Annotated in this window: 12 protein-coding genes; 5 read left to right on the top strand and 7 right to left on the bottom strand. The window is 71.6% G+C overall.

Annotation, left to right across the window (positions count from 1 at the left end):
* Positions 1-129: 129 nt before the first annotated feature.
* Together ACFV6E_RS15875 and ACFV6E_RS15870 are read left to right on the top strand one after the other, a co-directional pair.
* A complete protein-coding gene (locus tag ACFV6E_RS15875) occupies positions 130-834 on the top strand; it encodes a TerB family tellurite resistance protein (RefSeq protein WP_385159286.1) in 705 nt (234 codons plus the stop codon).
* Positions 835-972: 138 nt separating this feature from the next.
* On the top strand, positions 973-2,202 hold the full coding sequence (locus ACFV6E_RS15870) for an exo-alpha-sialidase (protein WP_385462083.1): 1,230 nt from the start codon (positions 973-975) through the stop codon (positions 2,200-2,202).
* Between the two features lie 40 nt (positions 2,203-2,242).
* On the opposite strand, the gene ACFV6E_RS15865 is transcribed toward ACFV6E_RS15870, so the two are convergent.
* The 5 genes from ACFV6E_RS15865 to ACFV6E_RS15845 are packed head-to-tail and all read right to left on the bottom strand — an operon-like array spanning position 2,243 to position 8,894.
* Positions 2,243-3,175, bottom strand: a complete 933-nt coding sequence (locus ACFV6E_RS15865; protein WP_385462081.1) for a dihydrodipicolinate synthase family protein — start codon at positions 3,173-3,175, stop codon at positions 2,243-2,245.
* Positions 3,176-3,184: 9 nt separating this feature from the next.
* Positions 3,185-4,279 carry an oligopeptide/dipeptide ABC transporter ATP-binding protein gene (locus ACFV6E_RS15860; RefSeq protein ID WP_385159281.1) on the bottom strand — a complete coding sequence of 365 codons (1,095 nt, stop codon included), beginning with the start codon at positions 4,277-4,279 and terminating at the stop codon, positions 3,185-3,187.
* Positions 4,276-6,258 carry a dipeptide/oligopeptide/nickel ABC transporter permease/ATP-binding protein gene (locus tag ACFV6E_RS15855; RefSeq protein WP_385462078.1) on the bottom strand — a complete coding sequence of 661 codons (1,983 nt, stop codon included), beginning with the start codon at positions 6,256-6,258 and terminating at the stop codon, positions 4,276-4,278. Before ACFV6E_RS15855 ends, ACFV6E_RS15860 begins: the two co-directional genes overlap by 4 nt.
* A complete protein-coding gene (locus ACFV6E_RS15850; RefSeq protein WP_385159277.1) occupies positions 6,255-7,217 on the bottom strand; it encodes an ABC transporter permease in 963 nt (320 codons plus the stop codon). Before ACFV6E_RS15850 ends, ACFV6E_RS15855 begins: the two co-directional genes overlap by 4 nt.
* Before the next feature lie 48 nt (positions 7,218-7,265).
* The gene (locus ACFV6E_RS15845; protein ID WP_385462075.1) at positions 7,266-8,894 is read right to left on the bottom strand and encodes an ABC transporter substrate-binding protein; all 1,629 of its coding nucleotides are present in this window, start codon (positions 8,892-8,894) and stop codon (positions 7,266-7,268) included.
* Between the two features lie 200 nt (positions 8,895-9,094).
* On the opposite strand from ACFV6E_RS15845, the gene ACFV6E_RS15840 reads away from it, so the two are divergent.
* The 3 genes from ACFV6E_RS15840 to ACFV6E_RS15830 all read left to right on the top strand — a co-directional run bounded on the left by ACFV6E_RS15840 (position 9,095) and on the right by ACFV6E_RS15830 (position 11,606).
* A complete protein-coding gene (locus tag ACFV6E_RS15840) occupies positions 9,095-9,862 on the top strand; it encodes a FadR/GntR family transcriptional regulator (RefSeq protein WP_385159273.1) in 768 nt (255 codons plus the stop codon).
* Between the two features lie 77 nt (positions 9,863-9,939).
* Complete coding sequence (gene recO, locus ACFV6E_RS15835) at positions 9,940-10,692, top strand: DNA repair protein RecO (RefSeq protein WP_385159271.1); 753 nt, start codon at positions 9,940-9,942, stop codon at positions 10,690-10,692.
* A 65-nt stretch (positions 10,693-10,757) separates the two neighbouring features.
* Positions 10,758-11,606 carry an isoprenyl transferase gene (locus ACFV6E_RS15830; protein ID WP_385159270.1) on the top strand — a complete coding sequence of 283 codons (849 nt, stop codon included), beginning with the start codon at positions 10,758-10,760 and terminating at the stop codon, positions 11,604-11,606.
* Positions 11,607-11,683: 77 nt separating this feature from the next.
* On the opposite strand, the gene ACFV6E_RS15825 is transcribed toward ACFV6E_RS15830, so the two are convergent.
* Entirely contained in the window at positions 11,684-14,035 is a 2,352-nt protein-coding gene (locus ACFV6E_RS15825; protein WP_385462072.1) for a M4 family metallopeptidase, read from the bottom strand.
* Between the two features lie 404 nt (positions 14,036-14,439).
* Complete coding sequence (locus tag ACFV6E_RS15820) at positions 14,440-14,859, bottom strand: Fur family transcriptional regulator (protein ID WP_385159266.1); 420 nt, start codon at positions 14,857-14,859, stop codon at positions 14,440-14,442.
* Positions 14,860-14,916: the final 57 nt, after the last annotated feature.

Here is a 14,916-nt window from a genome sequence, read left to right as displayed (position 1 = left end):
ACGGCGTTTACCGGCCAATCCGCACAGATGTCACGGAGTGGTCTCGTCCGGGGTACTGACTCCGCATCAACAATGTGGCTAACATCACGCCAGCGCGGCGATGTTGCCGCGGCACTACGGAGGTGCGACGTGCTGCCTGAACGGGGACGAAACGGCCGTACTGCCCGCGTTGGTCGTGTGTCCCGGGTACTGGGCGTCCGCACCGCGTGGACCGCCGTCGGGGACGGCGAGTTCTTCTGCCCCGGCTGCGGAGGGGACCGCAACTACCAGCGCCTCACCGGACGCCGCCGCTTCACACTGCTCGGCCTGCCGGTCCTGGCGCGCGGCGACACCGGACCCGTCGTCGAGTGCGCCGCCTGCCGGCACCACTACGGGACCGACGTCCTGGACCACCCGACCACCACCCGCTTCGCGGCGATGCTCCGCGACGCCGTGCACACCGTGGCCCTCGCGGTGCTCGCCGCGGGCGGCAGCTGCGCCCGCCCCGCCCTGGAGACGGCCGCCACCGCCGTGCGCGCCGCAGGCTTCGACGACTGCACGGTGGACGGACTCAACGCCCTCGTCGAGGCGCTCGCCGCCGATACCGGCCGCATCCACGGTGAGCCGTGCGGCGCCGGGCTCGCCATAGAACTGCACGAGGCGCTCGACCCGCTGGCCCCGCACCTCGCCCCCGCGGGCCGTGAGGCGGTACTGCTCCAGGGCGCCCGCATCGCCCTGGCCGACGGGACCTACACGACCGCCGAACGGGACGTGCTCGCCACGGTGGGCGCGGCGCTGACCCTCTGCTCCGAGGACGTGACCCGGCTCCTGGAGTCGGCCCGCATGCCGTCCTGAGCATCCCGGGGGCTCCGGGGCGCCGGACGTACTCCCCGGGGAGTAGCGGCGCCGCCGGGCCACCGCGCGGAGTAACCCCCGACTCGCCCTCGCGTGCCCCGCCCCGCCGCGCCTCGCCCCGGGAGAGCCATGAGCCGCATGAGCCGTACCAGCCGCACGGTCACGGTGGCGGCGGCCACCGGACTGCTCACCGCCCTCGCGGTCACCGGCACGTCCGCCGCCTCCGCCTCCGCCTCCGCCGCCACGCCCTCGCCCGCGCACGGCTGCGTCTCCTCCGTGCCGTACACCGCGGGCCAGGACGGCTACGACACCTACCGCATCCCGGCGACCGTCACCACGCGGGCGGGCACGGTGCTCGCCTTCGCCGAGGGCAGACACAACAGCGCGGGCGACACGGGTGACATCGACGTCGTCCTCAGACGCTCGGCGGACGGCGGCTGCACCTGGGGCCCGCTCACCGTCGTCGCCGCCGGGGACGGGGACACGCGCGGCAACCCGGCGCCCGTCGTCGACCCGAGGACCGGCCGGGTCGTCCTCCTCACCTCGTACAACAGCGGTGCCGTGACCGAGGCGCAGATCATGCGCGGCGAGGTCACGCCCGAGCAGAGCCGCCGCGTCTTCGTGCAGACGAGCCGGGACGACGGGCGCCGCTTCTCCGCGCCGCGGGACATCACGGCGGCGGTGAAGCGGCCGGACTGGCGGTGGTACGCGACCGGTCCCGGGCACGCCGTCGCGCTCACCCGCGGCCCGCACGCCGGACGCCTGGTGATCCCGTCCAACCACTCCGCCGTACCGCCCGCGGGCTCGTCCGACACCGGGCAGGAGGCCAGGTACTACGGCGCCCACGCGGTCTACAGCGACGACGGCGGCGCCACCTGGCGGCTCGGCTTCGTGGACGACTCCTACGACGGCGTGGACAACGCCAACGAGTCCGTCGCGGCCGAACTGCCCGACGGGCGGCTCTACTTCAGCGCACGTGACCAGAACGGCACGAGCACGGGGAACCGGCTCGACAGCTACTCCCGCGACGGCGGCGAGACCCTGGAGCGCCCGTACGCGGTGCAGCCCGGCCTGAACGACGTGCCGGTCGTCCAGGGCAGCGTGCTGCAACTGCGCGGCCGGCACGCTCCGCTGCTCTTCTCCGGCCCCTCCGTGCCGACCGCCCGCCGCACCATGGCCGTCTGGCGCAGCACGGACGCGGGCGCGAGCTTCACCCGGGCGGTGACCCTCGCCGAGCGGCCGGCCGCGTACTCGGACCTGGTTCGGCTCGGCGCGCACCGGGTGGGCCTGCTGTACGAGACGGGGGACACGGGGACGTACGAGCGGATCGAGTTCCGGCGGCTGCCGGTGAACGAACTGGTGGAATAGCCGCCGTCACAGCGGGCCCGCAGCCGTAGCGGGCCCGCCGTCACAGCAGGCCCGCGCCCGCCAGGTACTTGCCCACCCGCGCCACCTCGTCCGCCGACAGCGGCACCTGCGGCTCCGCCGTCGCCGGGCAGGCGATGACGCCCCGCAGGTAGAGGGCCGCCTTGAAGGCGCCGAGCCCGGACGAGCTGCCGCCCATGCGGGCCGGGTCGCCCGCGCCGACCATGCCGAACAGGGCGCACAGCCGCTCCTGTTCGGCGCGGGCGCGGGGCCAGTCGCCCGCCCGGCAGAGCCGGTCCAGGCGTACGTACCCCTCCGGGTCGACGTTGGCCAGGCCCGGCACCGCTCCGTCCGCGCCGAGCGCGAGCGCCGAGTCGACGGTCAGTTCGGAGCCGGTCAGGACGGAGAAGGCGCCGCCGTGCAGGGCGCGGGCGCCGGTGACGACGGAGCGGAAGGCGGCCAGGTCGCCGCTGGAGTCCTTCAGGCCGGACAGCGTGCCGTCCGCGGCGAGTTCGAGGACCAGCTCGGCGGGGAGCTTGCTGTGCACGGAGGCGGGAAGGTCGTAGGCGAGGACCGGGACCGTGGAGCGGCCGGCGAGCAGCCGGTAGTGGCGGGCGATCTCGGCGGGGTGGGTGCGGGTGTAGAAGGGCGCGGTGGCGACGACGGCGTCCGCGCCCGCCGCGGTCACGGACGCCACGTGGTCGAGCACCCGGGGCGTGGTCATGTCGATGACGCCCGCCAGGACCGGCAGTTGCCCGGCGACGTGCGCCACCACGGTCCGTACCACGAGCTCGCGCCGCGCGTCGGTCAGATAGGCCGCCTCCGAGGTGGAGCCGAGGACGAACAGGCCGTGCACGCCGCCCGCCACCAGATGGTCCACCAGTGCGACGAGCGAGTCCACGTCGACTTCGCCCTCCGGTGTCAGCGGGGTGCAGACGGGCGGTACGACACCGGTGAGCGGGGTGGGGATCGGCATGCGGGCTCCCTAGGGTTCTCGCCGCCGGGCGGACTCGGTGCTCCCGGCGGGCTGGGCGGGGATGTTGTCGGCCATGGCGGTGGCCGGGGCGGGGGCGGCCGACTCGGCCTGGACGACCAGGGCGCGCGTCGACTGGTCCTCCGCCACGGGGTGGTGGCAGCGGTAGCGGTGGTCGGGGGAGGAGGCCGTCGAGACGTCCGGCATGGCGGCGGCGCACGCCTCGTCGGCCTTCCAGCAGCGGGTGCGGAACGGGCAGCCGCTGGGCGGCCGGACCGCCGACGGTACGGGCCCGGCGAGCGGGATCGGGTCGATGGGGTCGAGCAGTCCTGGCGTCGCGGAGAACAGCGCCCGCGTGTACGGGTGCCGGGCCCGGTCGGTCACCCGGTCCGCCGGGGTCTCCTCCACGATCCGGCCCAGGTACATGGTGATCACCCGGTCGCTCATCCGGCGCACCGTCTGGATGTCGTGCGAGACGAAGACCAGCGCGAGCCCGAGGCGTTCCTTGAGGTCGAGCAGGAGATTGAGGATCTGGGCGCGGACGGAGACGTCGAGGGCGCTGGTCGGTTCGTCGGCGACGACCAGGTCCGGGTCGAGCGCCAGCGCGCGGGCGATCGCCACCCGCTGGCGCTGGCCGCCGGAGAGCTGTCCCGGCAGGCCGTCGGCGAGCGCGCGGGGCAGTCCGACCAGGGACATCAGCTCCCGTACCCGGGTCTCGCGTTCGGCGGAGGTGCCGCGCCGGTGCACGTCTAGCGGGTCCCGCAGGATCTGCCGGACCGTCAGGCGGCGGTTGAGGGCGGTCGAGGGATCCTGGAAGATCATGCCGGTGGAGCGGCCGACGACCGTCCGCCGTTCGGCCGGGTTCATCGACCACAGGTCCCGGTCGCCGAAGCGCACCGTGCCGTGGGTCGGACGGTCCACGCCCACCAGCACCTTGGCCAGCGTCGACTTGCCGCACCCCGACTCGCCGACCACGCCGACCGTCTCGCCGGGCGCCACGGTCAGATCGGCGCCGGTGAGCGCGTACACCCGGTCCCGCTTCAGCAGGCCGCCGCTGCGCGCCTTGTGGACGACGTGCGCGCCGGACAGCGTGACGAGTGCGTTCACTTCACGGTCTCGCTTTCCGTGGTGGCGTCCGCGGCCAGGTCGATCGCGGGGTGGTGGCAGGCGGCCGTGTGCGCGGGGACGCCCAGCAGGCCGGGCGCCGTCGTGCGGCAGACCTCGCTCGCCAGCGGGCAGCGGCCGGAGAACCGGCAGCTCGCGGGGAAGTCGGCGGGGGACGGCACCACGCCCTTGATCTGGGTCATCCGCTCGGCCGCCGACTCCAGGGACAGCACGCTGCCCAGCAGACCGCGCGTGTAGTGGTGGGCCGGCGCCTCCACCAGGTCGGCCGTCACGCCCGTCTCGACGATCTGGCCGCCGTACATGACGACGACCCGGTCCGTGACGTCCGCGACCAGCGCCAGGTCGTGGCTGACGAGGATCAGCGCGAAGCCCAGCTCTTCGCGCAGCCGCAGCAGCAGCTCGATGATCTGCGCCTGGACGGTGACGTCGAGGGCGGTGGTCGGCTCGTCGGCGACGATCAGCCTGGGGCTGCGGGAGAGCGCCATGGCGATCAGGACGCGCTGGCGCTGGCCGCCGGAGAGCTCGTGCGGGTAGCTGCGCAGGGTGCGTTCGGGGTCGAGGCCGACCAGTTCGAGGAGTTCGGCCGGGGTGCGCCTGCCGCCCCGGCGGACGACCTGCCTGAGCTGGGCGCGGATGGTCATCGCCGGGTTCAGGGAGGACAGCGCGTCCTGGTAGACCATGGCCATCTCGTGGCCCAGCAGCCTGCGCCGGACGCGGGCCGGCTCGCCCACCAGCTGCCGCTGCCCGAACCGTACGTGGCCGCGGATCCGGGCGCCCTTCGGCTCCAGGCCCATCACCGCGAGCGCGGTCAGCGACTTGCCGCAGCCGGACTCGCCGACCAGCCCCAGGACCTCGCCGGGCTGCACCTCGAAGCTGATGCCGTCGACGATGTCGACGCCGCGGTGCCGGTCGGGGAAGCCGATGGCCAGGTTCTCCACGGCGAGGACCGGCTGTCCGGCGGGCAGTGGCCGGGCTCTGGACCGCAGCCGTCGTGCCGCCTCGGTGAGCCCCGGCAGCGGCAGGATCTCGCCGGTGCCGGGCTCCGGCGCCTGGAGCCGGTCGGCGTCGGTGCGCGCGGGGACGTCGCGGGCGGCGGGCGCCGCCCAGGCGTCGGACACCCCCTCGGAGAGGATGTTCAGGGACAGCACGGTGATCAGCATCAGCAGCCCGGGGAAGACGGTCGCCCACCAGCCGCCGGTCAGCACCATGTTCTTGCCGTCGGCGATGACGCTGCCCCAGGACGGGTCGGGCGGGCGGACACCGGCGCCGATGAACGACAGCGACGCCTCGAAGACGATGGCCTCGGCGACCTGCACGGTGCAGAACACCAGGACCGGCGCCGCGCAGTTGACGGCCACGTGGCGGATCACGATGTGCGGGGTGCGGGCGCCGATCACCCGTTCCGCGGTCACGTAGTCCTCGCCGTACTGGTCGAGCACGTTGGCGCGGACGACCCGGGCCACCGGCGGGGTGAACAGGAACGCGATGGCGCAGATCAGGACGGTGATGCCGCCGCCGAACACGGCGACGAGGACCGCCGCGAGGGCGATTCCGGGGAACGCCATCACGACGTCCAGGCAGCGCATCAGCGTCTCGTCGACCGCCTTGCGGGAGGTCGCCGCGACCGCGCCGATCAGGGCGCCCACGACGAGGGCGAGCCCGGTGGCGCCCAGGCCGATGGCGAGCGACCAGCGGGCCCCGTACATCAGCCGGCTGAGGATGTCCCGGCCCAGACTGTCCTGGCCCGTCCAGTGGCTGCCGGAGGGGTGGCCGGTGCCGTCCACCAGCGGCTGCTGGTCGAGCGGGTCGTGCGGCGCGAGCAGCGGCGCGAACAGCGCCATCAGGACGACCACGGCGAGGAAGCCGACCGCGGCCTTGGACAGCAGCGGGAGCCGGCGCGGGCCGCGCAGCCGGATGCCGGGGCGCGAGAGGGTCTCCGCGAGACGCCTGCGAGTGATCATCGGGTCGCCTCCCGCAGACGCGGATTGACCAGCAGGTACAGGATGTCGATGGCGAGGTTCACCACCACGAAGCCGGTGGCGGTGGTCAGGACGACGCCCTGGACGACCGCCGGGTCGCCGTTCTTCACCGCGTCGATCATCAGCTTGCCCATCCCGGGCAGCGAGAAGATCGTCTCGATGACGACGGCACCGCCGAGCAGATAGCCCACGCGCAGGCCGAGCACGGTCAGCGGGTTGATCAGGGCGTTGCGCAGCACGTTGCGGCCGACCACCACGACCGGCGGCAGCCCGCTGCCGATCGCGGTGCGGACGTAGTCCTTGTCCAGTTCCTCCACCACGGCCGTGCGCACGATCCGGGTGAGCTGGGCGGCGACCGGCAGCGACAGCGCGAGGGCGGGCAGCGTCATCGTCTTCAGCCAGCCGGTCAGCGAGTCGGCCGGGTTGACGTAGCCGCCGGTCGGGAACCAGCCGAGGTCGACCGCCAGGTACTGGATCATCAGCAGCGCCAGCCAGAAACCGGGGGCCGCGACGCCGGTGAGCGAGACGATCCGGATGACCTGGTCGGGCAGCCGGTCGCGGTAGATCGCGGCGGTGACCCCGCCGAGCAGCGAGAGCACCACCGCGACGCCGAGGCCGAGGAAGGTCAGCTGGAGGGTGAGCGGCAGGGCGGTGGTGACCTGGTCGACGACGGGCGCCCGGGTCAGCGCGCTGGTGCCCATGTCACCGTGGAGCAGGTCGCCGACGAAGTGGGCGTAGCGGACCGGCAGCGGATCGAGGAGCCCGTTGTCCTCCCGGAAGTCGTGCAGTTGCCGGGGGGTCGGATTGGCGCCCTGGAAGAACGCGGACGCCGGGTCGACGTCCGAGAACCGCATCACCAGGAACACGAAGAGCACGATGCCGAGCATCAGCGGCACCAGCAGGGCGATGCGGCGGATCAGGATTCTGACGACGGTGACCACGAACGACTACCTCTCCCGTGCCTCTCCCGTACCTCTGTCTCCCCCTGCTCAGGCCCACTTCGCCTGGAGGAGGTTGATGCCCGGGTAGGGCTGGGCCCGTACGCCCGTCAGCTTCTCGGGGTCCCAGGCGGTCATCAGCTCGTTGTGGACGACCGGGTAGAGCACGGCCTGTTCGGCGACGACGTCGATGTAGTCCTGGATCATCGTCTTCTTCTTGTCGGCGTCCGGCTCCCGCGTCGCCCGGTCCATGTCCTTGAAGAGCTGTCTGGCCACGGAGTTCCCGGCCCAGCGGGCGTAGCCCATCCAGATGTTCTCGGGGCCGTAGTTGTAGTGCATGATCAGGTCGGCGTCGAGGCCGAACTGATTGGGGTTCGAGGCGGCGGCGACCACCTGGTAGTCCTGCTTCTGGTCCATCTTGGTGAAGACGGCCGTGGTCTCCTGCGGGGAGAGCGTGGTCTCGACGCCGATCGCGTCCCAGGACGCCTTGATCGTCGGCAGGCAGTCCACGATCCAGCTCACGTTGACGGCCAGGATCTCGATCTTCAGCTTGTCGACCCCGGCCTCCTCGAGGAGCTTCTTCGCCTTGTCCGGGTCGTAGTCGTAGACGGTCTTGGCCGGCCGGTAGGACGGATTGCCCTCGTTGAGGAAGGAGCTCGACGGCTTTCCGTGGCCCTTGAGCGCCACCTCGACCATCTTGCCGGTGTCGATGGCGTAGTGCAGCGCCTGCCGGACGCGTACGTCGTCGAAGGGCTTGTGCTTGGTGTTGAACATCAGGAAGAGGTTGTTCATGCCGGCCCCGCCCTGCACGGTGAGGCCGCCCTTCTTGAGCTGCTCGATGTTGGCGTACGGGATGTTGTCGGCGATCTCGCCGTCGGCGCTGGAGCCGGAGATCTTCGCGACGCGGGGCGCGGCGTCCACGATCGTCAGCCAGTTCATCTTCTGGAAGGCGGCCTTGCGCGGGCCGTTGTAGTCCGCGTACGCCTCGAAGGTGGTGTTGGACTTCGGGTGGTGCGCGGTCTGCCGGTACGGGCCCGAGCCGATCGCCTTGCCCTTGATCGCGTCCTCCCAGGCTCCCGGCCGCGAGAACACGTGCTTGGGCATGATCTTGGCCAGGGTGAGCCGCGAGACGCCCTCCGGGAACGGGTACTTGAGCACCAGCTCCACGTTCTGGGCGTCGATCTTTCTGGCCTCCTTCAGCCAGGAGGCGAAGAACCCCTGGGCGAGCGTGGTGGTCCTGGGATCGAGGATCCGGTCGAAGACGAAGACGACGTCGTCCGCGGTGACGGGCTTGCCGTCGTGGAAGGTGGCGCCCGCGCGCAGTTCGAACTTCCAGGAGGTGCCGGTGAGGTCGGAGGGCACCTGGGTGGCGAGCGCCGCGTAGGGCTCGCGGGAGATCGGGTCGGTGTCGAGCAGACCCTCGTAGATATGGTTGTTGGCGGCCATGGAGAAGGCGGACGCGGTCTGCGTCGGGTCCCAGCTTCCGTCGTTGCCGTACCCGATGACCGCGGTCAGTGTCGCGTTCTTGCCGCCCTTGCCGCCGCTGGTGTCATTGGTCGACTCCGGTCCCGACGAACAGGCGGACAGCGAGGAGGAGAGGGCGGCGGCCGCGCCCAGTGCGCCGCCGTACTTCAGGAACGTCCGGCGCTGCGGCGCAGGAGTGTGGGTCACGTCGCGCACGGGTCCTCCAGCGAGAAGTGGGAGATACGACGTCCTACGTCATAGGGGGCAGCGTGACCATAAGAGGGCATGTCAGGGCGGTCAAGGGCTCGCGCACGAATGGCGTATCTTCCAGAGGTGCGACCAATGACGGCGTGAAACAGGGTAGTTGGAGTTTGTTCCGTCCGGAGGTGGGACGTCGGATGTCCAGTGAGCGTACGATGCGGCGCATGTCTGAGGAGACCGGGAACCGGCCCAGGCCCAGGCCCACCGGGATGCGCATCTCCCGGGAGCGGCGGGTGAGCAGCCAGATCCAGCGCGAGGTGACGCAGCTCATCCTGGACCGCAGGCTTCCGGCGGGAGCGGCGCTGCCCACCGAGACGGAGCTGATGGAGGACCTCGGCGTCAGCCGCAACTCCGTCCGCGAGGCGCTCAAGGCCCTCCAGGCCCTGGACATAGTGGAAATCAGACACGGCTACGGCACCTACGTCGGGCAGGCCTCGCTGACCCCGCTCGTGGACGGCCTCACCTTCCGCACGCTCGCCCGGCCCGACGACGACACCAGCGCGCTGACCGAGATCCTCCAGGTCCGCGAGGTCCTGGAGGAGGGGCTGATCCGGCGCGTCGCGGCGACCCTCTCCGAGGAGGAGCTGGACCGCCTCGAAGCGATCGTCGTACGGATGGAGGAGGCGGGCGACGAGGGGCTGCCCTTCCCCGAGCTGGACCGCGAGTTCCACGAGCTGCTGTACGCCTCGCTCGGCAACGCCCTGGTCCCACAGCTGCTCGGCGCCTTCTGGACCGTCTTCCGCCGGGTGGCGGGCGCCCGCGGCTGGACCGACGACCCGGCCCCCGAACTCACCGTCCGCCGCCACCGCGACATCGTCACGGCCCTCCGGGCCCGCGACGTCGAGTCGGCACAGCGCGCGATGGCGGACCACTTCCGGGGCATCGAGGCGAGGGCGGCGCAGGAGTCGCACGGGGTGGGGTGAGGGCGCCCCGCCCGGGGCTCGGGCCCCGCGGAGGCTGCCGCGCCGGGGTGTCCGCGGTGTAGGGGAGAATGGACGCCATGAGTCTGTTCCGCGACGACGGCATCGTGCTGCGCACCCAGAAGCTGGGTGAGGCGGACCGGATCATCACCCTGCTCACCCGCGGTCACGGCCGGGTACGCGCCGTGGCCCGCGGGGTGCGCCGCACCAAGTCGAAGTTCGGGGCCAGGCTGGAGCCGTTCTCGCACGTGGACGTGCAGTTCTTCGCGCGGGGGAGCGACCTGATCGGGCGCGGGCTGCCGCTGTGCACGCAGAGCGAGACGATCGCGCCGTACGGCGGCGGCATCGTGACGGACTACGCGCGCTACACGGCGGGCACCGCGATGCTGGAGACCGCGGAGCGGTTCACCGACCACGAGGGCGAGCCGGCGGTCCAGCAGTACCTGCTGCTGGTCGGCGGGCTGCGCACGCTGGCCCGCGGCGAGCACGAGCCGCACCTCGTCCTCGACGCCTTCCTGCTGCGCTCCCTCGCCGTCAACGGCTACGCGCCCAGCTTCGGCGACTGCGCGAAGTGCGGTATGCCCGGTCCCAACCGGTTCTTCTCGGTGGCGGCGGGCGGCTCGGTGTGCGCCGACTGCCGGGTGCCGGGCAGCGTCGTACCCTCTGCGGGTGCCCTGGAACTGCTGGGCGCACTGCTCACGGGAGACTGGGAGACCGCGGACGCCTGCGAGCCGCGGTACGTCCGGGAGGGCAGCGGCCTGGTGTCGGCCTATCTGCACTGGCACCTGGAGCGGGGCCTGCGCTCGCTGCGGTACGTGGAGAAGCAGGCGTAGCCGCCGCGGCGGCCGGGCCGACCGGGCGCAGTCGAGTACGTCGAGACCGAGGAGACGAGAAGCACATGGCCGTACGCGGGATCCTGGGGCGCCAGCGGCGCGAGTACAAGACGCCGGAGCCGCACCCGTCCGGTGCCCGCGCACCGAAGCTCCCCGGCGAGCTGGTCCCCGGCCACGTGGCGATCGTCATGGACGGCAACGGGCGCTGGGCGAAGGAGCGGGGGCTGCCGCGCACCGAGGGGCACAAGGTCGGCGCCGAGCGCGTCCTGGACGTGCTCCAGGGGGCGATCGAGGTGGGCGTCGAGGCGATCTCGCTGTACGCGTTCTCCACCGAGAACTGGAAGCGTTCGCCGGACGAGGTGCGCTTCCTGATGAACTTCAACCGCGACTTCATCCGCAAGACCCGCGACCAGCTCGACGCGCTCGGCATCCGGGTGCGCTGGGTGGGCCGGATGCCCAGGCTGTGGAAGTCGGTGGCCAAGGAGCTCCAGGTCGCCCAGGAGCAGACCAAGGGCAACGACAAGCTCACGCTGTACTTCTGCATGAACTACGGGGGCCGTGCCGAGATCGCGGACGCGGCGCTGGCGCTGGCACAGGACGTGAAGGCGGGCCGGCTCGACCCGTCCAAGGTCAGCGAGAAGACGTTCGCGAAGTACCTCTACTACCCGGACATGCCGGACGTGGACCTGTTCCTGCGGCCGAGCGGCGAGCAGCGCACGTCCAACTACCTGCTCTGGCAGAGCGCGTACGCCGAGATGGTCTTCCAGGACGTGCTGTGGCCGGACTTCGACCGCCGTGACCTGTGGCGCGCCTGCGTCGAGTACGCCCAGCGCGACCGCCGCTTCGGCGGCGCCGTGCCGAACGAGGAGCTGATCGCGATGGAGGCGGCCATGAAGGGGCGCCCGGACGCCTGAGAGCACGGGCTCCGGGCGCACGGCGGCACCCGGCTCCCCCTTCGGGGTGCCGGGTGCCGCCGTTCCCCTCGCGGAAATCAGCTGGTCGTCAGGGCCGTGTCGTCGATCACGAAGCTCGTCTGGAGCGAGGAGTCCTCGACACCGGAGAACTTCAGGGTGACCGTGGAGCCCGCCAGCGAGGACAGGTCGAAGGTCTTCTGGGTGTAGCCCGAGGCGGCGTTCAGGTTCGAGTACGTCGCCAGGGTCGTCGATCCGGCGGTGACCGTGAGCTTGTCGTACTGCGAGCTGCTCGTGGTCTCCGACGTGTCGATGTGCAGGTAGAAGGTCAGCGAGGCCTTGCAACCGCTCGGGATGGCCACCGACTGGGAGAGCGTGTCGGTGTGCGTGGACCCGTAGCCGTCCAGCCACGCCTTGTACGAGCCGCCGTGGGCGGCCTGGTCGCTGTCGTTGGTGATCACGCCGCTGCTGGCGGTCCAGGTCGTGTTGCCCGACTCGAAGCCCGCGTTGCCCAGGAGCTGCGTGGAGGTGCAGGTGCCGCCGCCGGTGGAGCTGACCGTCCAGGTGAAGCTGGCGGTGCCGGTGGCGCCGGTGGAGTCGGTCACCGTGACGGTGGTGCTGTAGGTGCCCGCCGTGGTCGGGGTGCCGGTGATCGCGCCGGTGGAGCTGTTGATCGACAGGCCGGTGGGCAGACCGCTGGCGGCGTAGGTCAGCGAACCGCTGTTGGTGGAGGAGGCCGCGATCTGGAGGCTCACCGCGGTGCCGATGACGGACGACTGGCTGCCCGGGTTGGTGACCGTGACGCCGCTGGTCGGCGGGGTGACGTGGCTGCCGACGTTGATGCCGGCGAAGGCGTTCGCGACACCCGCGTACTGGGTGGAGCTCGCCCCGTACAAGGCGGTCGCGGCGTTCAGCGCGGCGGTGCGGGCGCTCGCGTAGTTGGTCGTCGACGTCATGTACGTCGTCAGCGCCTTGTACCAGATCTGGAGCGCCGCGGCCCGGCCGATCCCCGCGACGGCGACACCGTCGGAGGTCGAGCTGTTGTAGGTGGTGCCGTTGATCACCTTGGTGCCGCTGCCCTCGGAGAGCAGGTAGAACATGTGGTTCGCCGGGCCCGAGGAGTAGTGCACGTCGAGATTGCCGACGCCGGAGTACCAGGAGTCGGCGGAACCGCCGTCCTTGCTCGGCTTGTCCATGTAGCGCAGCGGGGAGCCGTCGCCGTTGATGTCGATCTCTTCGCCGATGAGGTAGTCACCGATGTCGTTGCTGTTGTTCGCGTAGAACTCCACGCCCGTGCCGAAGATGTCGGAGGTCGCCTCGTTCAGGCCGCCCGACTCACCGGTGTAGTTGAGGTTCGCGGTGTTGGAGGTGACGCCGTGGCTCATCTCGTGGCCCGCGACATCGAGCGAGGTCAGCGCGTGGGTACCGCCCGAGCCGTCGCCGTAGGTCATGCAGAAGCAGCTGTCGTCCCAGAACGCGTTGACGTACGACGAGCTGTAGTGGACGCGTGAGTAGGCCGCGACGCCGTTGTTCTTGATGCCGCTGCGGCCGAAGGTGTTCTTGTAGAAGTCCCAGGTCTCCTGCGCGCCGTAGGCGGCGTCGGCGCCCGCGGTCTGGGTGTTGGACCCGGACCCGGTGCCCCAGACGTCGTCGGAGTCGGTCATCAGGGTGCCGGTGCCTGACGTGCCGTTGTTGAGGCTGTACGTCTTGTGGCCGCCGCGCGTGGTGTCGTACAGCTGGTACGTCGAGCCGGACAGCGTGGTGTTCAGCGTGACCGTGCCGCTGTACTGGGTGTTGCCGGTGCCGTTCTTGATGTCCTGGTAGCGGTAGAGCTCCGCGCCCGTGGCCGCGTCCGTGATCACGTGCAGCCTGCTGGGCGTGCCGTCCTCCTGGAGACCGCCGACCACCGTCTCCCAGGCGAGCTTCGGGGTGCCGTCGCCCGCCCAGATCACCTTGCGGGCGCTGTCGGCGGTGGGGTCCTGCGCGTCGAGCGCCTTCGCGGCCTTGAGCGCCTTGGTCTCGGCGGCGGACTTGGCGTACGCCGGGGTGGTGGAGGCGACCTTGATGGTCCGCTTGCCCGCGAAGGTGGTGCTCACCGTACCGGTGGCCTCGGCGGCGGGCGGGGTGTGCACGACGAGGTCGCCGCCGAGGACCGGCAGGCCGTCGTAGGTGCGCTCGTAACGGGTGTGCAGTGTGCCGTCGTTGTCCTTGACGACGTCCTTGACGACCAGCTTCTCCTTGGCCCCCAGGCCCAGGGAGCCGGCGGTCGCGGCGGTCTCCTTCGCGGCGTCCTTCACCAGCGCGGTGTGCTGCGCCGGGGTGAGCTTCGCCGGCAGGCCCCCGGTGCGCAGGGGGCTGGGGTGCGGGGCGGCGGGCGCGGCCGTCGCCGGGACCGTCTGGACGCCGACGGCCACGAGCGCGGCGGCGGCCACAAGGGCTCCTGCGGCGGACGCCGTGCGGGGGGTGCGTCTGGTACGGGGGGTTCGTCTCACTCGTACTCCTCCTGCGACGGCCACGGATGCGCGGCCGGGGACAGACCGGAACAGACGGGGTGTGCTGTCCGGGACGAGCTGGCAAGGCCGTGCGGAACCGAGTCCGTGCAACAGGCCGCGACCGACGCGCGGTGGAGCGCCCGCGACCCGAGAAAGAACCGAAGGCAGCCTCCCACCTTGACCGATACATGTCACTACAGCACCGGTGAGTCGAGGGTTATCCCTGGGCGCCGAGGGTTATCCCTAGGACCCTGCCCGCGGGAAGCGCGGCCGCCCGTACACCGGTCCGCGCATGACGGAACCCCGGCCGGGCGGCCGGGGTTCCGGGTGCCGGGCCGTGCCGGTCAGCCCTTGGCTGTGGTGGCGCAGTCCGCGCAGGTGCCGAAGATTTCTACGGTGTGGGCGACGTTCACGTAGCCGTGTTCCGCGGCGATGGCCTCGGCCCACTTCTCCACCGCCGGGCCCTCCACCTCGACGGCCTTGCCGCAGACGCGGCAGACGAGGTGGTGGTGGTGTTCGTCGGAGGAGCAGCGGCGGTAGACGGACTCGCCCTCGGAGGTGCGCAGGACGTCGACCTCGCCCGCGTCGGCGAGGGACTGGAGCGTGCGGTACACGGTGGTGAGCCCGACCGAGTCGCCCTTGTGCTTGAGCATGTCGTGGAGTTCCTGCGCACTGCGGAACTCGTCCACCTCGTCGAGCGCCGCCGCCACGGCGGCACGCTGCCGGGTGGAGCGGCCCCGTACGGGCGATCCAGCGGTTGTCACCGTTGCCTCCTCACGTCTGCCCTTGCCCGGCCATTGTGCCAGCCCGGGGTGTGGACG

Source organism: Streptomyces sp. NPDC059785 (assembly GCF_042732375.1).
Taxonomy (GTDB): Bacteria; Actinomycetota; Actinomycetes; order Streptomycetales; family Streptomycetaceae; genus Streptomyces.
This window is presented reverse-complemented; position numbering and strand designations above follow the sequence as displayed.

Bases quoted from the DNA above. Each gene is read 5' to 3' on its own strand.
- ACFV6E_RS15830 (WP_385159270.1), top strand. From the start codon at position 10,758: ATGGCCGTACGCGGGATCCTGGGGCGCCAGCGGCGCGAGTACAAGACG.
- ACFV6E_RS15840 (WP_385159273.1), top strand. From the start codon at position 9,095: ATGCGGCGCATGTCTGAGGAGACCGGGAACCGGCCCAGGCCCAGGCCC.
- recO (WP_385159271.1), top strand. From the start codon at position 9,940: ATGAGTCTGTTCCGCGACGACGGCATCGTGCTGCGCACCCAGAAGCTG.
- ACFV6E_RS15855 (WP_385462078.1), bottom strand. From the start codon at position 6,258: ATGATCACTCGCAGGCGTCTCGCGGAGACCCTCTCGCGCCCCGGCATC.
- ACFV6E_RS15865 (WP_385462081.1), bottom strand. From the start codon at position 3,175: ATGCCGATCCCCACCCCGCTCACCGGTGTCGTACCGCCCGTCTGCACC.
- ACFV6E_RS15870 (WP_385462083.1), top strand. From the start codon at position 973: ATGAGCCGTACCAGCCGCACGGTCACGGTGGCGGCGGCCACCGGACTG.